This window comes from Haloquadratum walsbyi C23, assembly GCF_000237865.1.
GTDB lineage: Archaea > Halobacteriota > Halobacteria > Halobacteriales > Haloferacaceae > Haloquadratum > Haloquadratum walsbyi.
In genome coordinates, this window is sequence record NC_017459.1 from 1,094,041 (window position 1) to 1,115,902 (window position 21,862).

The window sequence follows — 21,862 nt, forward strand, 5'->3', positions numbered from 1 at the left end:
GTAGTCTTCATAGACATGTTTCAATCAACCTAGTGCATCAGAATCAGCTTTTGTGTGCGCTTCATGTGCAACTTTGAGACAGCGGTCCTGGACAACATCAATTCCTGTTTTGCTTGCTTTTGATGCTGCTGCATTATCTCTAATCCCACGCTGCAACCAGATGATTTCCGAATCACCAACCTGAGTATGTCGTTCAATCACCGACTCAACGATACTTGCTACCTCCTCGCTCGGCCGAAAAACATTGATAACATCGATTGTGTAGTCATCTGGAACAGCCGAGAGTGAATCATACGCTGTGGTGTCGAAAATCTGTTTTGCAAACGGATTAATCGGAATGATATCGTATCCGTATTTGATAAGATACGCAGGGACGTCATGTGCTGGTTTCCCTGGCGACGTTGAACATCCAATAACAGCAATCGTTGTTGCTGTCAGCGCTTGTTCAATGAGTTTATCTGTCGACTCCTCTTTTATTGTCATTGATTGAACCTCCGTTTGTGACTGATGCACATATAGATATAATGATTAGTATATTCTCTCTTATTCTTCACTTTACTCAATTGTTGATTTGACGCTCGGACCGTTTTCTTGATTGTAGATGACTCATATTCCAGCAACGACCACAGCCCGCCCAACAACAAATGCTGCTGCTGCGACGAACATCCCGCGCTTTAGTAGCTGTTGCCCTTGTGTGGGGTTGTCAGGCGCCTGCCATACTCCAATCAACATAATCATATCTGCAGGCACGACCAAAGTAAGATACCATATCCCAAAAATGCCTATAACGTATGGCACTATGCTTGCGATGACAGCAGCTAAAAGCACTCCTGTTGCAACGCGATATGCAGGTGTCACTCCAATCACAATCGGTAGTGTCTGAAGTCCTTCTTCACGATCACCGTCAAGATCCTCAATATCTTTAATAATCTCTCTGGTCGCTGTTGCGAGAGCAGCCAAAATAAACAGAACAACGACACCAAAATCGGTTATCCGACCAATCGCTGCGGCTCCAAATAAAAATGTTGAACCAGTAAGATATGCAACAATCGCATTTCCAACACCAGGAAGACCCTTGAATAACTCGGTATATGCGACTAATGCGAGTAGATTCATCAGCGCAAGCACAATCGCAATCAGCGGAAGCACCGACGTTGAGACGACTGCAGCAACAAACAAGAATCCACTGAATACAATAGCTCCTCGCTCACTGATAGCTCCACGAGGAATTGGTCTCATTGGGCGATTAATTTTGTCAATTGCCCGATCGAAATAGTCATTAATCGCATTTCCAGCCGCAGTTGCGAATATCGTTGCCGCAACAGCACCGGTTACATGAGCAGTTGTCACTGCGAACCCTCCGGCGACGAATGCCCCAGTAAATGTGAGGACACCCGCTGCGACCGCGTTCCCAATCCGCATCAGGTCAATAGCCCCACGGATTGTCCCCCGGACATGAGTATCCATCAATTTAATTTGCTATAATCGAGAAAATAAGTGACCCGAAATCATTTCTCGCCCTAACCAATATCTGTACTTGCAGACGATTTCGATAGCTCAGATTCACTGTATCGGTAATGATCACTGTATATTCGCTTGACCTCACGAACTATTCTTAATTGAATTCAGCTGTTTTCTTGATGAGTATTATTGACATCCTCCTCCGCGTATAGTACTCCATGAAACATTTTGAACCATCGGTCCTACGCAACAGTATCAGCAGCTACTCTATGACAAGATTTTGAATTGAATTCCTCAATAAGTTTTCAGGAGCACCAAACGCGGAGGAATCCTGAGCCTGAGCGTGAATGGTGGAGATTGCAGGTTTGCAGCTCCACCGAACCCCGGCACGGTGAGAGTTCGTGTGGGGTTCACGTACTGTGGCGAGTCGAGTGGGACTGCTGGGACTGCTGGGAGTGCCACATCTCAGCCCCCGGTACTCCTATCTCCCATCGTGTTCGGACTCCCGGAGTTGGTTGTGCCGGAGAATCCGGCAGATTTCGACGGCTCGGACTTACTTTCTGCGGTGTTTGCAAGCAGTCGGGCACTGCAACTGCAACTGCATCGGTTCAGTATATTATATGAACCGACCGTTCACCTGACTGATTCCGATTCCTGTCTGAGTGCTTGGGGCGGACAGGCCGCCCTCGTCGGAGTGACCGGAATCGCCCTGCTCTGTTCCCGATCTGATTCCTATCTACACATAGGCTTGCCTGTCACTTCAAGCTCCGGAGTCCCAAGTCTCAGCGTGGCTATTGCAGCGCAGATTTCCTCCGGGGTGTCGAATTCATCCTGTGGCTGGACCCGCAGGTATTCTTCTTGACCCTATATAAGCAATAATACGATACGCACTTTCTCTGAGCAAGCTTTCCGAGATATGTTGTGTTCGTTCAATTATACGCAACGGTACAGCAGTGATGTCATTCACCGATGCAATGTATTATGCGTGTTGCACTAGTGATACACATATGACAATATCTACTGGCGACTCTGTGACGATTGAGTATACTGCTCGGACAGGCGATGGTACTGTTTTCGACACTTCACGTCAGTCAATTGCAACAAAAACGGGGCTCACTGAGACACAACCCGACCGCGAGTATGAAGCATTTACATTCGAAGTTGGAGGCGGAATGGTCATCGAAGGACTTGATGAGGCATTGATTGGACTTGAGGAGGGGGCTCGTTCCACTGTTACCGTCTCACCGAAGAGAGCATACGGTGAATGGAAACAAAGCCGCGTTCGCGAATATGATGCAGATAATGTTGAGATAGCTGGTGGTACCATTGAGAAGGGTTCGCGTGTCAAATCTGATGATGGCACCGTTGCAAAAATCACACACGCTGGTCCGGATACCGTCCGAGTTGATCATAATAATCCACTTGCTGGCAATACGGTCCAATTTGAGGTTGAAATCGTTAGTGTAACCACCGCATGACATCCTCTGTGCCGCGAACGGCAGGATTCTCTCGCTATTAAAGATAAATTTGCTATTTCGAATCCAATTTCCAAGCATTCAATAAGCGTGTCCTCTATCGCTAAAAGATATTTGTGGCTGGATATCACTACGCTGCACATGTTATTACAACATAGCATTACGTCCAGATCTAGCATCTATCTGATTAAATTGATAATATTCTTCATAATCTACACGGTTTTATCATGATAAAAACTGATTGTGTATCCTGTTTGTGATGAAATAAGAAACACAGTAAAAACGGGCCGGGAGGGATTTGAACCCTCGATCCTCTGGTTAAAAGCCAGATGCTTTGGGCCAATCTAAGCTACCAGCCCATATTGGATTCCTGGTAACTCAGGTATAAAAGGGCTTCAATTTATCATCTTGAATTCAACCGATTGAGACATGTGTATTATTACCACTATGTAAACTACCTCACCATACTTCTTGACGTTCCGCGCCTCGGTGCTTGAACTCGAGGGTTCCCCCTCAAAAATGCTGGCGAGTAACGCTATAATTGGTTTGAGATTGTCCGTTTGCTTGTTTTCAGAGTTATATTGCCGATCTTCAATGTAGAAATGTAAGATTGCCATACGAATCCACTATCAGTCAATCAATAACTTCACCCTTCAGATGCTCCGTCTTCACAGGTGGAAATCGACTCATCTGACATTCATTATCTCTCTGTCATACTGATTGAATTCAGGAGATAATATGGCTCAGAAGCGCAGAGTAATAAAAAGAGAACAAGATTTAATCTTTTATCGAACAAGTCAACAAACACCATGATAACTAAACTCGACGAAGAGGTGAATATGCTGAATCGTCACGTTGAGATCCTAAGGTTGGTCATTGATAATGAACCGATTGGCATTGTCACAATGTCAAATGAAACCGGATATGCGCATCACAAAGTTCGATATTCTCTCCGTATTCTTGAAGAGGAGAATCTCATCGACCCGTCCAGTCAGGGTGCAATTACGACTGAACAAACAAATGAATTCGTTGAGAAACTGGATACCAGGCTTGATGAAGTTGAGAGCAAATTAATTGAGATGAAGATCGAAAACCCAGTGAATATTGAAAGTTAGGATTTACCGATAGTTTCGTTTGAATACACTTTCTCCACTCGATTCCTCTGTCCGGCATGCTGATAGACAAGAGTGACAAATCGTAGTTAAATATCTCTGCGAACAATATATGCACTGTTGAATCCTGAGTGAAGCTGCGGTACCGAAGCAAAAAGTTAGCTCATAACGATAGTATCGCGAAGCTGGACGAAAGGCATGGGCGGTGCGATGAGAAACAAACATAAAGGCCGATACATTGTAATTAGTTGAAGCCGAAAAACAACAACCGGGCGCTTAGCTCAGTTTGGACAGAGTGCTTGGCTTCGGACCAAGCTGTCGCGGGTTCAAATCCTGCAGCGCCCATAGCCGCTCTCCTTATTCAGAATTCGCAGTACGGAAGCCGGTTGTTTATAAATACTGTCGACCTCCTAACTGCTGATTTCAGCCCGCTGCGGGTCGCACCCTTTCGCCGTCTTGGATTTCGCGAGATACGAGAGCCCGTAGGCTTATAATATATAAGCTTACAGACAAGCTTTTCAGAGATTGTACTGCTTGTTTTCGGTGTTCGTGACCCGCCTGCGTGTGCCGCTAAAACGGGTCTGTGCTCCCCCGCCCCTTACTGTTGACCCCGTTTTCTCAACCGAGAGAGCCGCATAGATCGATTCTTCTCTTCCTCGGGTCGCTTTCCCCACGGAGCACATTCCTCACAAGATAGCGGTCGCTACGCCGTCTGCTAGTTTTGGGTCTATACGATGTCGTTTTCTTCCTGATACCGGCGATAGTATGCCTTCTCGACGGTGCGGAGGTCAAAGTCGTCGGGGTTCCGGTCGCGGAGTTCCTCCAGTAACGTGGTGTAGTCACTACGTCGGAATCCACGGTCTTCTCCGAATAGCACCTCTATGATATAGCGGTCACCCACTGCGTAGGTTGTCGGATCGTAGAACGCCAGCACGACAGTCGCTGTCGCGTCACCGATGCCGGGGATCGAAGCGAGGGTCTGTAACTGGATCTTCGGGTCGTCCGGGAGGAGGGCCGCCTCCGTTACTCGTCGGACAAATCCCTTTGGGGTCGACCGCATCATTTCGATATGGCGATCCCTCCGACCAGGCTGGTTATCTAGTTTCCACTCCACTACGCTTGCCAGTTCGTCCTGCGTGAGATACCCCTTCTCGTTGAGAGCCCCCCCAACTTCCTTTTCGATTTCCTGATGTTCGTCTGGGTAGCCGTCGCTATATCGCTCGCTGTAAGTCCGTATCTCGTCGGTATTCATACCACCTATTACAGCCCTGCGTGTGATAGGTCTCCTGATACGGGGCTATCCGTCTCCGACGCAGGTGTTATTGGTATACCGTTCCGAAGATTTTGTATGCCTGAACGTCCCGACGAGGACGCAAGTGCCGCAGAGATAGCGCGGTGGATGGAGGAGGACTTCGGTGAAGCCCTCGCTGAAGGAATCGAGCAGGCCACCGAAGAAGACGAAGGCGACGAGCACGACGAGTGAGCCGGCACGACGCGCTACGCCTGTATGGGGTTGTGTAGATCTGGCTCTTGTGGACGTAACCCCCACACATTAGACACCACAAAGACCGCAAGCAGACTGACCTCCAAACCGTCGTTTAATCCTTTTCAGGTGGATTGAAGTAAACGGCGGCAGTTATATCTTGAATAATGAATGGTGAGGCAGTCAAGAACTACGTCGGGCAGTCTCAGACGCTGTTGGAGGCCTCACCGCAGATGGACGAGGAGAACACGAAAGTAAAAATTATTCAGCCATTTGTAGACCTTCTCGGGTGGAACTTCTACTCAACCGAGGTACAAGTTGAATATACCGTTCAGATGGGGACGCAGTCGTCGAAAGTCGATTAGGCTCTGATGGTGGGAGATACACCAGTAGTGTTTATCGAGGCAAAGCCCGCACGGTCGGACCTCAGCGATGGAAACGTTCGACAAATTCAGAGTTATATGCGACAAGACTTTTCCGTCGACTGGGGCGTCTTGACCACTGTCTCTTACCCACAAAACGAGTCAGGATTTTAGCGGAACGGGATCGGCGAGCACGACTGAGCACGACTGAAATCCTTTGTATCTACAGTTTCAGCATCTCCTTGGAACAATTGTAGTGGAGTTGATTACCGGCGTTTTATAACCCCCACAGCCGATATCACTATCTGAATCGCTTCTCTCCTCGATTTTTTGCGTTCAAATACCTCTGAAAGCGTCTGAAATGTCCGGTTACGACTCCACGAACTTATGGGTAAGAGACAGGTCTTGACCAACGGGAAAGAGTTCGAGATTCTCAGCGTCACCGGTGACCACAGGCAAGACGGAGAAACCTCGATTGTCACTTTCGACTTGGACGAGATGGCGGATAACCCCGATATTCTGGAGATACTGACGAAAGACGCCATTCAGTCGGGGAGAGCCGACGACATAGCACGGCAACTCACACAAACGAACCGGGCTATCAGTCGATTAACTGACCGCGAAACCCCGATTGCCGAACGACTTACCGACGTACTTCAGGACGAACTGGATGAGACGCCACTCGATCTCGAAGAACAGAGCCTCGACTTCGTCAACGAACTACGACACACCCTCCGCGAACAGCGTGAGTTTATTGGAGAGTCAACTGACGACAGGGACAACATATCAGGTGACAACGTATCTGAGGATGACCCCGATACCGAAGAAGGCGAGATTGAGCCCGTCGAGAATAACGTCGCCGGGACGATGCGACGTACCGACATAGAAGTTGGCGAGGAAGCACAAGTGGCTGTCTTTCCAACCCGTGAGTCCGGCCTCCCGTTCCTGTTTGAGAACAACGCTTGGGGGGTTCATTCGTATCGGGCGCGATTTCGATTATGTGGCGATGTATGTCACACAAGACGCTCGTGAGGTACAGTATTTTGCTACAGTCCGCGATGTCGTTGCACCGGAGGATGCTGAACTCGTCCGTGAGCCAACTGAGTACCTCGATAGAGACGAGATTGCTGATAACAAAATGGTAGTGAGGTTCAAAGCCGACAGCCTCTATCGACTCGAAGATCCGATCCCATACGAGACTAAATACCCCCAAAGCCACCGATATACGACGCTCGGAGAGTTCAGAACAGCCGAAACAACCAACGATATACTGTAAGGATCAGCAACTCCGGACGGTGGCTGACACTACAAAGACTGCTGAGACCCGCATAGATATCGATAATCCTGAAACCGTCCGCGAACTCACTCGCACTGAGCCGACGAGAACGGTATATAAACTATTAGAAAGGCTTGGTACTTTCACACCGTCTCTCGAGCACAGTAGTAGCGCGAGTTGCCGGCGTAGTAATGCGGGTAATGCAAAAACAAGACCTCGTAACAGCGACTAACGCGTCAGAACGAACCGTTCGGCGAATCCTAACAGACTTACACAGTCGAGGATACGCGGAAGAAGATATGAAGCCGGGACCATACCCGACGGCATATCGGTGGAGTTACTGACGGGAGAAAGGGTGGCCAAATTCGCTTATATATTAGATGGGATTCTGGACACCCTTCACAACTATTGTCACACTTCATAGTCACTGTCCTCTGTTGACGATATGAACCGTTCTCCGTTGTCGCCGTACTGTTCGAAGCCGTGTTCTTCGGCAACGTCCCGGACGAGGTCGGCGTCGTCTGGGTCGAGCAGGTCGAAGGTGACACGCATACTCCGTTCGGATCTTTCCGCGCTGATGTTCGCTACGTCGGCGCCCAAGGCCGCGAGTGCGTTCATAATATCTTCACTCATTATTTTGCTATCGATTATTACTATCAGTCTTAGCTAAAGACGAATGGGTCAAAAACAGTAAGTGGGTGAAACACATCGGTATGCTATGACACGGACAACCTTGGTTTTCGGGAAACTGTTGACCGAACCTGGGGAAGACTGGGGCGTGTCTGTGTCATACCTCACGTACGGGCTGACTGTCGTCTTTCTCGGGCTGTATATCTTCGGAACGTTTGAGTATGCAGACCAATACTCGTCGGTGTTACCTGCAGTCGAGTTCGGTTTGGCTGTGTTCTTTCTGTTTGAATACATATCTCGAATAGATTATGCCGATGATACGTGGGCGGAACTGAGGAGTCCATACGCGATTGCCGACCTCTTGGCCGTTATCCCCGCGCTGTTGATTTTCATCTTTCCCGCAGCCGGACAACTGGCTGTTCTGCGAAGCGTACAGATTCTGCGAGTGTTCCGATTCTTGCGACTTGGTCTCGAAAACAGGAGAGTATTCGATTATTCACTCACAGCCAGACAAGTGGTCGTTGCGGAGGCTATGACGGCCATCGCGGTTATCGTAAATCTACACGCGGGAATCGTATACGAACTCGAAAAGGGCGTGAATCCACAGTTTCAGAACTTTGCCGATGCGTTCTACTACTCTCGGTACTTCACGAACGGTGTAATGGGCCGAATTAATCCGGTGAATTAACCGGAAAGAAATGTCTGGTTCTGGATGTGTTAGACCTTACAGACCCAGACGGGTACCTTTCGGCATCAGAAGTCAAAGATACCGCGGAAGCGGTTATTTCTCCGCTCCCACTGCCGGGTGTCGAGGGGAGCCCCCTCGACCCCGGCGATATCTGGCCCGTTGTTATCTTTGCCTGCGTGAACGAAACCTCAATCTGGGAAACCTGCAACGAACACGATGGAACACCCTGCGATGATACTGTTCTGGCGTGGCTTCACACACTCAATCGTGGGTGGCTCGAAGTCATTGCTAACCTCCAGCTTAGCCGCCTCGCTATGACGATTCTCGACGCAGAGCAGTCGAGAATCGTCTCTATCGACTTCATCGACAACCCCTATCACGGCGACCATTACGACGAGGAAGGAGAACTCTGCTCGATGGCTCCGAAAGATGGCACGACTAATGGCTTAGAGAACTTTTGAAAACTAAGACGTAGCAAGAAAATAACAGACTAAGACAGCTGTGCACCAAGTGCACAGCGATTTAACAGCGTTTTCGGATCACTATTACTCTACAGGAATCTTCTTTTTCTGAGTTACCGGGCTCCAAAACCAGCCGGGAGAAATCTTGATACGGTAATTTTCACCGCTCACGTATAAACCACAAATTCACCGTACCACGCTCCCTGAGAATAACGAATAGAGACCGGTTACCTCCAGAATTGAGAATTAATTTGCAAATCGCGTCGCGGTCATTACACGTGCCATCGATACTGTACAGCGTACGTCGTTTCCAACGGAAAACCGGTGACGCTGGCGATGACGTACGTTCGTAACGACGAGACAGAGGCTGACGCGGTCGAGCGCGTGCTCGCCCGCGTCGAGAACTACCCCTTTGAGATCGAGTTGCTGCTTGCTGACAGCGGCTTCTTCAATGAGCGTGCGATTCGTCGGTCACGAGAAATCGCTGCCACAGTCGTTCACGTTCCAAAGAAAGGAGATCGCATGAAAGAGAAACTCGACGTGCACAAGTCGTACATGACGACCTACCGCATGTACAAAGACAGCGAGCGGGAACTCCGTGTCCCGCTCGCGGTCTCTGTCTCCTACCAGAACGGTGATCGGAACAAACACGGCGAGGTTGTCCATGGCTACGTGGCTTGCGGCGTTACCGATCATACCGCCAAACAGGTCGAACGGATCTATCGGAAACGATCAGGCATCGAGACGACCTACCGGCTGATTCGGCAGGCACGAGGGGTCACGACAACTCGTGACCCCATCGTTCGGTTTGCCTTCATGCTCGTGGCTGCTATTCTGGAGAACCTCTGGTTGGTGCTTCGCTGGGCCGTCGTCGCCCGCCCGCAGCGGGGCGGGCGCGAGTTACCTGAAGAGTTCACGTTCTCTGTGTTTTGCGATTGGATTCGGAGGGAGTTGGAGGAGCAGTTGGAGCGACGGTGGAAGATCAAGATGAACAGGAACGGGACAGGTATTCCACCGTCATACCAAACGGCCGCGGGCTGACCACGGTCAGCCCTGGCCAGTCTGCCTCTGTATGAGCAACAGCTCTCTTCGAGAAGTAGTCGAAAACGGGGGAAACGAGCTATTTGAGTGCGTACTCTGTTCGAAGTGGAAAGCAACTCACTGATTTTTGTAACTCACCCGAGAAACCATATAGAATATGACCATTCGGCCGTCACTGTCGCTGGAAGTTTCGACTTATTCGTGAAGTACCGACTCTATCGTTGTCCTGACGACGACTGGATTCGGCAACGTCGTCCCACAGACGCGCCTCGGACAGACCGTCACTTCCGTCGGATTGATTTTAGCCATCACTATTATTCCCTGGATTGTCTTTCGGGGTCGCAAAGGCAAAATTCGAGGCAACAGCTGTCCTCGGTGCCGCTCAGAGGGACACAAAACCGAGGCGAATTACTGCTACGAGTGTGGAGAGGACCTCTCCACTGAGGGATTCTCGATAAGCATAGAAGATTAGCAAAGCGTTTGACGCCGACATATTTCGATTGGTCGCGCCTGAAGACGCTGATTACGTTACTGAGGATGTTATCGGAATAGATATTCACTTTCCCAACGACGCCGTCTATGTGGATCGGAGAAATGAAATCTTTGAGGATCAAGTGAACTACCCTGATCTACCACGCTCAGGGCTATCAGCCCCTCGCTTGCTGAGGACAGGGCTTCCTGCTTCCATGTCGGAACTTACATCTAACGTGGACACATCGGTTCTTGACTCCACAGGTGACTTCCCTTCACTGGCGGTTCGGAGTGACCCACTCCTACCGAATCGACAATCAGCCACAACCAACGGTGCGCGCTTCTTGTCGCGCTTGAACACTGTCAAACACGTGTGAGTATCATACTGTCGAATACAACAAGCAGGATCCTAAATGTGCTGGTGGAACTGTATGAATAGATGATGACGGCACTTTATCCCCGCCCTCGTCCTACTCACTTGCTTCACTCGTTCCTTGAGGACGGGGGCTTAGCGTCTGTATTCAGCTAAATAATTCACACGTCTCGATTTACGGCTTGGTCGAAGATCTTGAACAAGCCACAGACAACCAAGTTGAGGTAATCGAAACAAACTATAATCTTCAGGGACTGTGACCTGGCTGATTCGTCTCTGAGCCGTGTGCTCTCGGACCGAGAAACGATAGAGGGCGTAGCGGTCAGTCCTCAAAAGGCGGTCGGAGGTCACGGTAACGAAGGTTGAGGGTGTGGTCGTGGTCATCGAGGTCGACACGATAGAGCCGGCTGTCCCGGTCGTCGCCAGTAACCTCCCCGGCGTCGTCTTCGAGCACTTCGACAACCTGCCCGTGTTGTCCGTGCCAATTGAAGTCTGTGTCGGTCGTGTCGGTAATGTCGAGTCGGACACGATCCCCCGGTTCGAAGGTCGGCACAGTCGCTTAGTCAACCCAAGACGCACAAAACATTACTGATGCCGGTGTGATAGCCTATCCGGTATGATAGAGAACCTCGAATACGAGACAGACAGACGGCAAGATATCACAGACGGTCGGCGTCGAAACTTCAAGCAGGGCTGGACGCGTGCCGTAGAGGGACAGGAGTATCAAGACGTTCTCGAAGAACTGACGTGGAATAACCTCGGTTGGCGACTCGGCAAAATGTTCGGTGAAACACCCGACGACCTTCGAGAGGAGATCCTCGACTGGTGTGTCGAACAACGAAATGCGACGGGTAGCCAGTAGGCACGAACACGGGGACTGCGATCCGTCTGCTTCGTCAGAGAGACGCGAGGATGGTTCAAGCGCGGAATGAGTGTGAGGGTAGGTCAGATGTGTCGTAGTAATCTCTGCTTCCGACGAAGGCCGTGGGTACAGACTCAACACGGCGGGATACGGATCAGCGTCGGGCGGGAGCAGCGAGAGATCGAATCCATCGACGGCGTTACTGATGCGCTCGTGGAGCGTCTCGAACTGGTCACGCTGGAGCGGCCGTGTCTCGTCCACGTCGCGGTCGAGAGACTTGACGACGATTCAGTGTTCCTGCACGTCGGTGATCCAGAAGCGACTTTGGGAGCATGACATGAGCAGAATTGCATCCTCGGCGAGATCCTCGCATTTGTCGAGGAGCGTGTGCCATGTGACGCTGAACGGTATTACCGGGGAGTATCGTTGGAAGACAGGTAAAGCGTGAGGGTGGTTCGCTCAGACGCCAAGGTCGCGGAACGTCCAGTCGTTCGGCAGGTCGGCGCCGAATCCAGTCTCCTCGACGAGTTCACGGATGCGCTGCTCGACCGTTTCGTCCAGTTCGAACGTGTAGTCGAATTCCTCGTGCCAGTTGTAGTACCGCGGCATCCCCGGCCAGTGGTCGTCCGTCTTCAGCCCGTAGACGCAGTCGAGCAGGTACCGACGATACGGCATATCGTCACGGGTAACTCGTGGAAGCGTCCCGTCGATCGACTCGTCTCTCACCAACTCTTCGAGCAGATCGACCGCCGCGTACTGGTCGGCGTAGAACGCGTGTTCGAGCGTCGGGTTGACGGAGAAGATGTCTTCCGAGGTGCGGGCGTGGAGACGGTCGGTGACCGAGTGAGCGGGATGGTCGATTCCCCACCCGTACGCGTGGACTTCCTCCCGCGCGGAATCGGCCGTATCGGGAGCATTGACTGCGATGGCATCGAGGTATTCAAGCGCCGCAACTGAAATCGCTTTCACGCCGTCGGTCAACCGCGTGCGGATCAGATGCCGTCCCACGGCGTTCGCGACCGCGGGCGTCACGAGCGGAATCTCGTCGTCTTGAGCGGGATCATGAGCCTTGGTCACATCCGCGAGGAATGACCAGCCCTCTGATCGCGCCGCCTCGTTGAGAGCGTCACTGACGCGCTCGTGGTACGGCCAGAACACGTCCCGATATGTGTCGCCACTGTTGTCTTCTTCGAGTGCAGCCGAGAGTGCCGACTCAAACTCGACGACTGCGCAGTGAAGGGCATCTATGTCACCGTCCGAAAACCGGTCGAGTAAGTTATCGAGTTCGGCAACGGACGCGTTTCGCTCTTCGGTTGGCGATGAATAGCCGGAGTCAGACCGATTTGGCTCCGACGAAGTAGAGAATGTCTCCGATTGGACATCGCCACAGTCGTGGAGTCGAAGACGCGTGAGTGTATTGAACGACTCACCGCAATCGTCGCATTCGTGAGACATAGTCCTACTACAGGTATGTGGGCAAAAATGTATTCCCTCTCTCGTGTCGGAGTCTTCGAGGATACGCAAGACCGAGATCAGTTCGTCGACTCACCTATCGGCAATTCCTTCTGTTGTGATATGCCCTTAGACGAGTCCGACAATTCTTTATGTTCGGGTTCCGCAGACGCACATCCGACCTGTCCGACCGACTGATTCGGAGATTCGCCCATCTCTCTGTTCCTACTTTAGAAATAAAAGTGAGAACAGAGATTAGATATTCCCACGCCATTGTTTCGGATATGAGTGGAGAGGTGCGAACGGACAAGCGTGGGCGTGTAACGATTCCGAAGGAGGTACGCGACCGCTACGGCAAGAAATTCCGCCTCGTTGAGCTGGACAGCGGTATCAAACTGGTGCCGATCCCGGACGATCCACTGGAGGAACTACGAGCGGCCGCTTCCAATGAGCTTCGCGAGGCGCCGCTCGATGATCTCGAAGAAGCGGCTCGCGAAGAGGCACGCGAACAGGCCAGCGAACATGTACGCTGATCTCGACTTCTGGCTGGCGCTCCTGAAAGACGGCGACTGGCTGACCGATCGCGCCGAGTCACTTCTCAAAGAACACGAGGACGATCTTGAGGTTTCGCTGGCGACGTTCATCGAACTGTTCCTCGTCGAAGAACGGCTCTCCTTCGACCGCGAACGTGCCGTGACGGCCATTCTCGAATTGGCGACGTACGAGGGCAACCCAAATGTCGTGTATCAGGCCTCGGAGAACATCGATGAAGGGTTGAACACGTTCGATGCGTTCCACGCGGCGCTCTCCAGTGGCAGCATCATCTCCAGTGACCGGGCGTATGACGAACTTACTGGCGTGAATCGTATCCGGCTCGAACCCGAGGAGAACGAGGATTCGACGGCCTAAGTCCACATCATCCCCCGATCCACGTTCTCCTCCGGATTGTCGCGAACGATTATCTCACCACACACCAACGCAGCCCCGGAAAAATCAATGGAACCTGTCAGTCCTCGTCGTCTTCAAATCCCTTCTTCTCGGTCTCCTTGCCGGTGAACTCTTCATCAAACCATTACCGCCGCACCTCCATCTTCTGCTTCTTGCTGAGTTTGTCTTAGAGCGTTAGAGCGTTAGAGCGTTAGCAATACTATTGATGCTGCCATTGAGTGGACGAAATCCTCCGATATGTGTAGTGGCTGCTGTGATGGTCGGTGTTGGCGCTCATTGCTTCGACAGCGGCGAATGAGTATCTTGACAGGAACGAATCATTTTAATTATATCACGATACACATATTACTGCTATAGGTTCTGATAATAATGTCATGACCCTGATTGAGCGTGACCCTAGCACAATTCTTCACTGTCGTGTGACGCTTCACGAAGACCTCATATTGTCACGACTGATGCTCTCATTCGTACCGTCGCTAAAAGATCACGACTGTATTTCTATTCGACTATTGCCCAAAGAGTGTGAAGTATGACGACAGGTCATCAGAAACTAGACAATCATCGTTGGATAATCGTGGTTTGTATCCTGATTTGCGTGAGCATCCTTGTGGTTATCCTTGTATCCCTTCCTTTCTTTCTGCAGATTGTCTCTGGCGGAGCGTATTACTCAACGACCGGATCGCCATTGCCAGTCAATCAGTCAGCTGAGTTTGAGCCAACGCAGACAGCAAGTCTAAATCAGTCTCAGTCCCCCGAGGACGCGACGTTCAGAGTCACTGTGGAGAATGAGACACAATACACGGTGAGTCGTCAGGATGCTGTTGCAAACCCATCACACAGTCTGCAACCAGCAGATGCACGGGTCATTGGCACAACACTGGTCATCTATGAAAAATCACTCAATAAGAGTAATTCGAACACACTGTCCCCAAGCGTTGTCTCAACGGGATCATACACCGAACAATGGAATATCACAATCCCAATTGACCGCGTTGCTGTGTATCATCCATATCAAGAACACCCCTATGTCAAGTCGGTCGAGTCAAATTGAGTCACAGACACGCCCCGTGAGAGTTGGTGTGAGCAAGCGACCGACAGGACCCCTCCTCATGTACTGCGTATTGATATGTCGACTTGCACAAGATGATAACGCTCACTCAATACTCAGCCGCTGTTTTATTTCACACCCTCAGTATCAAAGAGCATTCTTCCGCCAGACTTCGACGTTCGCGTCGATGACTTCGAGTGCAGCCATGCTCCCGGCTGCCTCGCCCTTCTCAAAGTCCTCTTCTACCTGTCCCATCTGGTTAGTCACATGGGCAAAACAGACGACTGGCTGGTCACGGACAGTAGCAAACGTGTACAGTGCCGCGGCTTCCATCTCGACAGCGAGTATTTCATCGGTGCGAGCGCGCTCGATCGCCAGTTCTGTCTCACGGAAGGGTGCGTCAGTTGTCCACGTCGTACCGGTGTGAACCGGCTGTGAGACGTCTGTACACGCTTTTTCAACTCGCTCCTGTAGTTGGTTATCAAGCGAGGCGTATCGTGTCGGTTCACGGTAATGATAGCTCGTTCCTTCGTCACGCAGTGCTTGCTCTATCAACACGAAGTACGGCGGGTCCCCGCAAGAGTGGATCTGTCCCGAAGATGTGATACTGACGAGAAATTCACACCCGGTTGTGAACAGTTGCTCTGCGACGAGAACGGCGAATGGGGCACCGACCGCGCATCCGATGATACCTACTTGTGAGCCCCGCCGCTCGGTCGTATACAGCTTTGTGTGATAACCAGGCCACGTCTCCAGTTCTGATGCCTCCCCTCTGTCACGGAGGTGCCGGAGGATATCCCCGTCCGGGTCAAGCACGCAGATATCCGGCATCTCTTTATCCGGGAGATTCTTCTGCCGACGAGCTTGCTTTATTAATGACGCTGGTGAGAAGACCGATTGCTCGTCGTAGGCTTTTGCCCTCTGAAGTGGAAACTGTGAGGAGTGTTCGTCTGACATAGATAAAACTCCAGTTAAATGTTCAAAGACCCATCGCCATCACAAAATGAACCGATTGGTGAACTATCCTGCCCACTTAGATCTACAGGCGGAACAGACCGAGTGCCTCGGGGCTTAATAGTACTCCATGAAACATTTTGAACCATCGGTCCTACGCAACAGTATCAGCAGCTACTCTATGACAAGATTTTGAATTGAATTCCTCAGTAAGTTTTCAGGAGCACCAGACCCCGAGGCGGTTCACAGCGGATTCTTGAAGCAAGGACTTCGTAATTCTCAGATGCACTTTGTAGACACAACCGCAGCGTCCATTATTCGGAGTGCTTTTAGAGATTCTCGCAACTGTCATTGCTCTCGGACATCTTCACGCCCCATTGCGTCTTGACAAGAGACAGAATCGATCCTCGCCACCCACGGTCACCGGGAGGCGGTTATCAGTAGACATAATTTCTATGTATGGACAGCTCTGCCAATATTAACAGTTCGGGGGGTCCCTATTTTATCAAAATCCCCTCGGGGTCAAGTGATCTGGGACGCTGGGGGGTGTCTCATCATCCAAAGTGCGTTTCGCTCTCTCGAACGAGCATGAGGCACTCGACCTGCTCCGTCTGTAGAAAGATTACGGAGCAACCACCCGTGGTATGGCGATACTGTTTCTACTACCGGCTGGAGTACTGACTTGGTGCTGGCACTTCGGGTATGTCCACCAGACATGAACAGGATTTTCTCACATCCTCGCTCCGCGGCTGCGAGCGACATCTCGTTGAGGTAGTGGTTCCGCAATGTCTCACAGACTTCACATCACGACGACCGGGAGAACGTCGCAGTCCCACGGCAAATGACCGCCCCGAATCCATCTGAGATCCTGAACGTCGAGGGGGTCTGCACCTCGTTGTCTCTCGCCGACCCCCTCACACAGCAGCAGATTGAGTTTTGTTTGACCCCACTGGTGGTCTCGTCTCGATCGCGATTACACGAGAGGGCTTGCGCGGAACGAGCGAATTCTTCTGGAATAGGTGTCTCGCAGTAGTTCCCACGCCTCGTATAATCGTTTCACACTCAGAGGAAATTCTCCCGATGGTATAGAAACTCGTCCGGCGCTACACTCGTCATCTCTTCACGGCGCAACCCAGCATAGCCCGTGCACCAAGCCGGAAGGCAATCTCTCACCTGAGGGACTTCGACTCACTAATGATGGCATCGACCTCGTCATTTTCGTCGGTCTGGTTTAACCGGACTCGCTTCCTGTTTCGTTCGTCGTAGTTGTCGAGTCGAATTTGGGATTAACCAGCTACGCCTACATATTAATCCATGCAAGACTACCCGTTCAGGGGCATCTGAGCGTTTGGTCGAGCCGAATCAGTAGTGAATCGCCTCGGGGTCAAGTCCCGGAGTACTCGCTTTGCTTTCTCTGTAGGATTGGAAGAAATCATACCCCGGCGCTTAGCGGTCAGTATGACTGTGGTCTCAGTGTAAAACCCCGCGTGTATATCATTGCGTATATGTCCTATTTTCGTTTTACAAGCGGTACGAGGCGAATGCCACGGGGCTTTGATGTGACCCCGAGGCACTTCACAGACAACTATATGTATTTTACATATAAGTGAGGCTACTCTGTATGTGTTCGAAGCGAGCGCAGATTGCGTCACTATCCGTGTGGACGTGAGTCTCTTATCAAAAGACACAATCTCATGATCAATAGCAACTCATGAGCTAATTGCCACACATATTAAATAAGAGTATAAATCCAAAATTGGAAGTAAAGTATGACATCGATAAATCAAAGTTAACTAATTAGTTAGAAATAGTACGCAACGAAGACTGAATGATAGATAACTAGTGGCAAGTGGAATTATATAATTATTCTCCGGCGACTCTCAATTGCGATATCCGATATATCGAGATCTGAGTTGGTAGTTGGTAGTTGTATTTACTTCATCGTATCATATATTCTGTGGTGCTGTGTTCTTCTCTGCATCTCAAGAGAAGCATTCATTCACTAGTTGAGCGTGTTTGACTATCCGGGCTCCTGTCATTGTTTGGAATCATTAATCAAATTTTGTTCCTAATTAACTCATGACCAAGTTTGACCCAGAGAAATTAAATGATAAACCCGAACATTACTTCGAAGAGATTGAGCAGGTGGACTTCTTTGCGGTAGCCCCTGACCGCGAGGATGAGCAAATAAGCGTCAAGACAACAGCAGTGAAACCTGATGACCTATGGACCGATATTAACGCCGAGGAGTTTGACCGAATACTTGACCGCCTCACCGACCTTCTGACATCGGCCTATGTAATCACATACTGGACATCACTGTCCTCCGGAGAAACTGAGGAGGTCGAAATACTGTACGAACATCCCACAGTTGGGGCTGGATATGACACCTGTCGTGTCTCGGTGTCAGAAGACGCTGGATGACGGATGACGGATGACATTTTCTCGGAATTAAATGGAATCAACCTCGCTGAGTGCCTCTGTAGTGACATCGCTTAGGTCCGTGTCCGCGGTCCTGGCGGAAACGTTCATCAACTTCAACATGCGAATACCGCTCACGAACCATCTCCTCCGAGTTATCGAGGCAACAGGCAGCCACAGTATATCCGAATGCCTGGACGAAAACCTCACCCATCCCGCGGCTTCCGTGAGTCGCTGGAGTATTGAGCGGGCGGCGTCCATCGTGGTCGACAGTGATTGTATATTCTTATTGAGTGCCAGTATGAGATCCTGAGCGTGCTCATCACGTAGCCCCTCAATTGCCTCCGATTGCTCCCCCCGGTCGGCTAACTCCTCCTACACGAACTCTGCGAGCGTCCGCTGATCGAGTATCGGAAACACGGGCTACCACTCCGCCGGCGGATCTAGCAGTTTTCGGTAGCTGCGCAACGGGGAAATAACGGGATTGGGCATGGAGGCAGCATCCCACTGCTGCTTCTTCCGATAAACATCCATACTCCCGTCCTCGAGGTCGATGTCCTCCCATCGCACGCCACGGCGTCACGTCGGGATCACAGAGAAGCTCACCCACGCGGACAGCCGTGTACGCGAGGACGACCACGAGCACCCGGTCCCGGGTTGCCTTCAGCGCCGCGTACTGGGCTCGTTGCTTGTCGAGTTGGTCCACGTCATCGGGAAGGGGGTGTGGTGTATGCCTCGATGACCTCACGCGCCTGCTCGTCGACGTGTCGGGTGAGTGGGTGGCGCTGCTCAGGCGTCCAGGCCTGCTGGTAACCAGGCTTCCGGCTGTCGTCAGGCAGCGGCGCGGTCGCACCCGCCCGCTGGGCGTAGTGTGCTTTGAGTTACCCTTCGTTGACGTACCAGCCACACCACGCCGAGATGTAGGCGTAGTAGGTCTGGACGGTGTTCTGCTCGAGCCCGTGATCGCCGGCGAGGTGGTGGACATACTCATGGAAGACTCGCTCGTCGAGGTCCTCGAAAGTCGGGTCACGGTCGATGTCCTTGGGAGTGATCCCGGTCCAATCGTCGTCGCCGCGCTCGACAAGGCCTACTCCGCAAATCGGGCGAGCTCGTGGGTGGCGTTCCGGCGGTAGTTCCCGCCCTCGCCGCCGCGACTTTTTCCTTACCCTTGTCCTGGAGATAGCGCTCGAAGGAACTCCGTAACGGCCGTGCTGCGGGTTCCTGTCCGATGGTATCGTCGATTATGCGGAATCAGGTTCCTCCGAATCGTCCAAGTATGAGATTGTAGCCGACATAACCTGGTCGGTGAATTCGTCGGTGACCGAGCCCTGCCGGTCGGCGACGTGGTGATCGTCTTTCAGCGTCGCGACCGTCCACGGCAATATGAAAATCTGCTGGCCGGGTTCCCCACGGATCCATGCCTCGCTCGGCACGGCGAAGTTGCCGAGGTGGTGAGATTGCGTCGCAAACGCGACGGCAATCGATTCCTCATCGGAATAAGGCATCTGCTCGCCGGAGACGACCAGCCATGGGCGAGGGTTCCCACCATCCGTTTTGAATGGATCGGGACCCAGACGACGGTTCCGCGTTCAGCCATCCAGAATCACGACTCTTCGTCATCTTGCTCGGTTGTTGAATCGATAGAGCCAACGGCGGTCTCCATCCAAGCCTCGACATCGTCGTCGGAGAACCTGGCTTCAATGTCGTTGGCTGTGGTGGCACCGTGCATCCCTGTTGGGTGCGACCGCGTGTTCGGGGTCAGCGATGGTCTAGAACCGGTCGCGGTGTTCGACGAGGTCGTATTCTTCGAGCCGCTTCAGCGTGGGACCGACGCTTCTCTCGGGCACGTCGACGGTGTCGACAATCTCCCGCTGGCGAAATGCCTGGTCGGCGTGCTTGAGGAGGAAACGATAGACCGCACCCTGGGCGGTATCCGGCGCAAGGTCGGGAAGCGAGGGGCCGTCCTCGTCGATAGACCGGAAGTCCTCTTTCGAGATGACCATCTCGAGTATTGCCTTGTATGAGAAGCTATTAGATCTTATCGACGGAGGTCTCGACGAACACGATGGTAGTTATTGCGCGCCGTCGACAGTCTCCACCTGTCCCTCGAATCTGTGTTATCGAAACTCGTCTGGTGTGATCGTTTCGAGATACTCGACGCTGACGTACCGGAATTCGATATGGTCGCTGAAGCCATATTGAGGGAGAAGCATCTTTGCTGCCCGTCCCGCCGGTTTGTCGGTTGTCAAGAGAACAACGTGGTCTGCCTGCCCAGTATCGAGTACCTGAGCAGCAGGCCCCACGAGTGCCGTGTCAGCTTTTTCGATGATATCCTCGTCGCGGTCGGTCTCGTTGGCGATAACTCGCCGTGCGTCGTCCATCACCGTCGAGACGAGCGGATTGGCATAGTCGAGTTCGTCGGCGACGATGATCCACCCCTCCTCGAATCCATCGGGATAGGGAATGTTCCCTGAGGGGTACCCCTCGGCTGCAGGATCGCCCCCGAGCTCTTCGTAGACGCGCTGTGGAATACGCAACGAAACACCAGCCTGTTGGAGGGTCCGACGGAGTCGTTGAAATTTATCCTTATCCGGTCCACCACACCGGACGAAGACGCCGGTATCAGCGATATAGACTGTCGTCATACAACCGCGTCGGCGTACTCAGACACAACCGGTTCCAGCGCCTGAAGAATAATCTCGGCTTCAAGCGGTGAAAGATCAAGTTCCCGGGCTGCAATCCGGTGGTTGACCGTACCATCGACGTACTCGTAGGCGTACTTGAGCACGACAGCAAGACCGTCAAGACCGTGACGCTCAATGTAGACATCAATATCCTCATCCTCATCACGACGGGCAACGGCGGCGATAAGTGCAGGCGTGATTGTTTGGGTTTCTTTGTCCGTCGAGAGTGTGAGTGCAATCGACTCGGCGTCGTATTCGTACGGGCGCTGCTTACGGGTTTTCTCCACTAAGCCAGCTGCTTGGAGGTTCTGCACGTAGTCGTAGGCGGTCCCCTGTGGAATGCCGAGTTCGTTGACAAGCTCGGACACGGTGATTGGACCGTGCTGCAAGATGTGGGCGTACAGCCGAGAAAGCGCCGGCTTTTCGAGGAGGTCGGCGACCGTCTGAAGCTGCTGAATCGGTGGTCGATCTGATCGGGACGGTGATTGCGCCATCTCAGTTATGAATTATCGATAATTCAAAATAAGACTTCCGACAATAGAGCGGAACTCGCAACCGATCCGGCTCCCGCTGAGAGTCAGTTGCTCGCAGCGGCTTTACCCCGGTGACAGCGGCTTCATAAGGCGGTTGCAGCATCCATGCTCCCTTGATGGCGGCGGG

General features: G+C 51.9%; 26 protein-coding genes, 2 tRNA genes and 4 pseudogenes. 16 read left to right on the plus strand and 16 right to left on the minus strand.

What is annotated here, in order from left to right:
- Nucleotides 1-24 precede the first annotated feature (24 nt).
- On the minus strand, nucleotides 25-483 hold the full coding sequence (locus HQRW_RS04755; protein WP_014555681.1) for a CoA-binding protein: 459 nt from the start codon (nucleotides 481-483) through the stop codon (nucleotides 25-27).
- 123 nt (nucleotides 484-606) lie between these two features.
- Nucleotides 607-1,467 (minus strand): geranylgeranylglycerol-phosphate geranylgeranyltransferase, encoded by an 861-nt coding sequence (locus tag HQRW_RS04760; protein WP_014555682.1) that lies wholly within the window; start codon nucleotides 1,465-1,467, stop codon nucleotides 607-609.
- A 1,001-nt stretch (nucleotides 1,468-2,468) separates the two neighbouring features.
- Between HQRW_RS04760 and HQRW_RS04765 the strand changes: the two genes are divergently transcribed.
- Nucleotides 2,469-2,939, plus strand: a complete 471-nt coding sequence (locus HQRW_RS04765) for an FKBP-type peptidyl-prolyl cis-trans isomerase (protein ID WP_014555683.1) — start codon at nucleotides 2,469-2,471, stop codon at nucleotides 2,937-2,939.
- Nucleotides 2,940-3,219: 280 nt separating this feature from the next.
- On the opposite strand, the gene HQRW_RS04770 is transcribed toward HQRW_RS04765, so the two are convergent.
- Nucleotides 3,220-3,295: transfer RNA gene (locus tag HQRW_RS04770), tRNA-Lys, on the minus strand.
- Nucleotides 3,296-3,745: 450 nt separating this feature from the next.
- On the opposite strand from HQRW_RS04770, the gene HQRW_RS04780 reads away from it, so the two are divergent.
- Entirely contained in the window at nucleotides 3,746-4,051 is a 306-nt protein-coding gene (locus tag HQRW_RS04780; protein ID WP_014555684.1) for a hypothetical protein, read from the plus strand.
- A 267-nt stretch (nucleotides 4,052-4,318) separates the two neighbouring features.
- Nucleotides 4,319-4,393: transfer RNA gene (locus tag HQRW_RS04785), tRNA-Arg, on the plus strand.
- A gap of 382 nt (nucleotides 4,394-4,775) precedes the next feature.
- Here the strand turns inward: HQRW_RS04785 and HQRW_RS04790 are convergent.
- Nucleotides 4,776-5,300 carry a hypothetical protein gene (locus HQRW_RS04790; RefSeq protein WP_014555685.1) on the minus strand — a complete coding sequence of 175 codons (525 nt, stop codon included), beginning with the start codon at nucleotides 5,298-5,300 and terminating at the stop codon, nucleotides 4,776-4,778.
- Between the two features lie 96 nt (nucleotides 5,301-5,396).
- Here HQRW_RS04790 and HQRW_RS16680 point away from each other — a divergent pair, with 96 nt between their 5' ends.
- From HQRW_RS16680 to HQRW_RS04805, 4 genes are all read left to right on the plus strand, one after another.
- Nucleotides 5,397-5,531: a hypothetical protein gene (locus HQRW_RS16680; protein WP_014555686.1), complete on the plus strand. Its 135-nt coding sequence runs from the start codon at nucleotides 5,397-5,399 to the stop codon at nucleotides 5,529-5,531.
- 167 nt (nucleotides 5,532-5,698) lie between these two features.
- Nucleotides 5,699-5,896: a hypothetical protein gene (locus HQRW_RS16185; protein ID WP_049891646.1), complete on the plus strand. Its 198-nt coding sequence runs from the start codon at nucleotides 5,699-5,701 to the stop codon at nucleotides 5,894-5,896.
- 384 nt (nucleotides 5,897-6,280) lie between these two features.
- The gene (locus HQRW_RS14840) at nucleotides 6,281-6,925 is read left to right on the plus strand and encodes a hypothetical protein (protein ID WP_049891648.1); all 645 of its coding nucleotides are present in this window, start codon (nucleotides 6,281-6,283) and stop codon (nucleotides 6,923-6,925) included.
- The gene (locus HQRW_RS04805; RefSeq protein WP_149031512.1) at nucleotides 6,894-7,169 is read left to right on the plus strand and encodes a hypothetical protein; all 276 of its coding nucleotides are present in this window, start codon (nucleotides 6,894-6,896) and stop codon (nucleotides 7,167-7,169) included. Before HQRW_RS14840 ends, HQRW_RS04805 begins: the two co-directional genes overlap by 32 nt.
- Before the next feature lie 411 nt (nucleotides 7,170-7,580).
- On the opposite strand, the gene HQRW_RS04810 is transcribed toward HQRW_RS04805, so the two are convergent.
- Nucleotides 7,581-7,787, minus strand: coding sequence for a hypothetical protein (locus tag HQRW_RS04810; RefSeq protein WP_149031513.1), 207 nt, complete (start codon nucleotides 7,785-7,787; stop codon nucleotides 7,581-7,583).
- 100 nt (nucleotides 7,788-7,887) lie between these two features.
- On the opposite strand from HQRW_RS04810, the gene HQRW_RS04815 reads away from it, so the two are divergent.
- From HQRW_RS04815 to HQRW_RS14845, 4 genes and pseudogenes are all read left to right on the plus strand, one after another.
- Nucleotides 7,888-8,487: an ion transporter gene (locus HQRW_RS04815; RefSeq protein ID WP_077260058.1), complete on the plus strand. Its 600-nt coding sequence runs from the start codon at nucleotides 7,888-7,890 to the stop codon at nucleotides 8,485-8,487.
- A 26-nt stretch (nucleotides 8,488-8,513) separates the two neighbouring features.
- Nucleotides 8,514-8,927: pseudogene (locus tag HQRW_RS04820) on the plus strand (ISH3 family transposase); the annotation flags it as partial.
- A gap of 288 nt (nucleotides 8,928-9,215) precedes the next feature.
- Nucleotides 9,216-9,989, plus strand: a pseudogene (locus HQRW_RS04825) (ISH3 family transposase); the annotation flags it as partial.
- A 226-nt stretch (nucleotides 9,990-10,215) separates the two neighbouring features.
- On the plus strand, nucleotides 10,216-10,461 hold the full coding sequence (locus tag HQRW_RS14845; protein ID WP_231852474.1) for a potassium channel family protein: 246 nt from the start codon (nucleotides 10,216-10,218) through the stop codon (nucleotides 10,459-10,461).
- 147 nt (nucleotides 10,462-10,608) lie between these two features.
- Here the strand turns inward: HQRW_RS14845 and HQRW_RS15425 are convergent, their stop codons facing one another.
- Together HQRW_RS15425 and HQRW_RS04830 are read right to left on the minus strand one after the other, a co-directional pair.
- Nucleotides 10,609-10,821 (minus strand): hypothetical protein, encoded by a 213-nt coding sequence (locus HQRW_RS15425; protein WP_149031514.1) that lies wholly within the window; start codon nucleotides 10,819-10,821, stop codon nucleotides 10,609-10,611.
- 334 nt (nucleotides 10,822-11,155) lie between these two features.
- Nucleotides 11,156-11,386 (minus strand): hypothetical protein, encoded by a 231-nt coding sequence (locus tag HQRW_RS04830; RefSeq protein ID WP_014555690.1) that lies wholly within the window; start codon nucleotides 11,384-11,386, stop codon nucleotides 11,156-11,158.
- A gap of 63 nt (nucleotides 11,387-11,449) precedes the next feature.
- Here HQRW_RS04830 and HQRW_RS04835 point away from each other — a divergent pair, with 63 nt between their 5' ends.
- A complete protein-coding gene (locus tag HQRW_RS04835; protein WP_014555691.1) occupies nucleotides 11,450-11,695 on the plus strand; it encodes a hypothetical protein in 246 nt (81 codons plus the stop codon).
- A 120-nt stretch (nucleotides 11,696-11,815) separates the two neighbouring features.
- On the opposite strand, the pseudogene HQRW_RS16895 reads toward HQRW_RS04835, so the two are convergent.
- Both HQRW_RS16895 and HQRW_RS04845 read right to left on the minus strand, forming a co-directional pair.
- Nucleotides 11,816-12,106: pseudogene (locus HQRW_RS16895) on the minus strand (hypothetical protein); the annotation flags it as partial.
- A 48-nt stretch (nucleotides 12,107-12,154) separates the two neighbouring features.
- Entirely contained in the window at nucleotides 12,155-13,150 is a 996-nt protein-coding gene (locus tag HQRW_RS04845; RefSeq protein WP_014555692.1) for a hypothetical protein, read from the minus strand.
- Nucleotides 13,151-13,431: 281 nt separating this feature from the next.
- Here HQRW_RS04845 and HQRW_RS04850 point away from each other — a divergent pair, with 281 nt between their 5' ends.
- From HQRW_RS04850 to HQRW_RS04860, 3 genes are all read left to right on the plus strand, one after another.
- Nucleotides 13,432-13,680, plus strand: coding sequence for an AbrB/MazE/SpoVT family DNA-binding domain-containing protein (locus tag HQRW_RS04850; protein WP_014555693.1), 249 nt, complete (start codon nucleotides 13,432-13,434; stop codon nucleotides 13,678-13,680).
- Nucleotides 13,619-14,056, plus strand: a complete 438-nt coding sequence (locus HQRW_RS04855; protein WP_149031515.1) for a type II toxin-antitoxin system VapC family toxin — start codon at nucleotides 13,619-13,621, stop codon at nucleotides 14,054-14,056. The genes HQRW_RS04850 and HQRW_RS04855 overlap by 62 nt, the downstream gene beginning before the upstream one ends.
- Before the next feature lie 634 nt (nucleotides 14,057-14,690).
- Nucleotides 14,691-15,146, plus strand: coding sequence for a hypothetical protein (locus tag HQRW_RS04860; RefSeq protein ID WP_149031516.1), 456 nt, complete (start codon nucleotides 14,691-14,693; stop codon nucleotides 15,144-15,146).
- A gap of 144 nt (nucleotides 15,147-15,290) precedes the next feature.
- Here HQRW_RS04860 and HQRW_RS04865 read toward each other — a convergent pair whose 3' ends face one another.
- A complete protein-coding gene (locus HQRW_RS04865) occupies nucleotides 15,291-16,100 on the minus strand; it encodes a nucleoside phosphorylase (RefSeq protein ID WP_014555696.1) in 810 nt (269 codons plus the stop codon).
- Nucleotides 16,101-18,176: 2,076 nt separating this feature from the next.
- Here HQRW_RS04865 and HQRW_RS04870 point away from each other — a divergent pair.
- Nucleotides 18,177-18,521, plus strand: a complete 345-nt coding sequence (locus tag HQRW_RS04870; RefSeq protein WP_014555697.1) for a hypothetical protein — start codon at nucleotides 18,177-18,179, stop codon at nucleotides 18,519-18,521.
- Between the two features lie 27 nt (nucleotides 18,522-18,548).
- Here HQRW_RS04870 and HQRW_RS16370 read toward each other — a convergent pair.
- The 6 genes and pseudogenes from HQRW_RS16370 to HQRW_RS04900 all read right to left on the minus strand — a co-directional run bounded on the left by HQRW_RS16370 (nucleotide 18,549) and on the right by HQRW_RS04900 (nucleotide 21,696).
- Nucleotides 18,549-19,748: pseudogene (locus HQRW_RS16370) on the minus strand (site-specific integrase).
- 11 nt (nucleotides 19,749-19,759) lie between these two features.
- Nucleotides 19,760-20,023, minus strand: a complete 264-nt coding sequence (locus HQRW_RS04885; protein WP_049891661.1) for a hypothetical protein — start codon at nucleotides 20,021-20,023, stop codon at nucleotides 19,760-19,762.
- Nucleotides 20,024-20,121: 98 nt separating this feature from the next.
- The gene (locus tag HQRW_RS16685; RefSeq protein WP_269448562.1) at nucleotides 20,122-20,247 is read right to left on the minus strand and encodes a hypothetical protein; all 126 of its coding nucleotides are present in this window, start codon (nucleotides 20,245-20,247) and stop codon (nucleotides 20,122-20,124) included.
- Nucleotides 20,248-20,287: 40 nt separating this feature from the next.
- Complete coding sequence (locus tag HQRW_RS04890) at nucleotides 20,288-20,521, minus strand: hypothetical protein (RefSeq protein WP_014555698.1); 234 nt, start codon at nucleotides 20,519-20,521, stop codon at nucleotides 20,288-20,290.
- A 114-nt stretch (nucleotides 20,522-20,635) separates the two neighbouring features.
- Complete coding sequence (locus tag HQRW_RS04895; RefSeq protein ID WP_014555699.1) at nucleotides 20,636-21,163, minus strand: hypothetical protein; 528 nt, start codon at nucleotides 21,161-21,163, stop codon at nucleotides 20,636-20,638.
- Complete coding sequence (locus HQRW_RS04900; protein ID WP_014555700.1) at nucleotides 21,160-21,696, minus strand: DUF7437 domain-containing protein; 537 nt, start codon at nucleotides 21,694-21,696, stop codon at nucleotides 21,160-21,162. Before HQRW_RS04900 ends, HQRW_RS04895 begins: the two co-directional genes overlap by 4 nt.
- Nucleotides 21,697-21,862 lie beyond the last annotated feature (166 nt).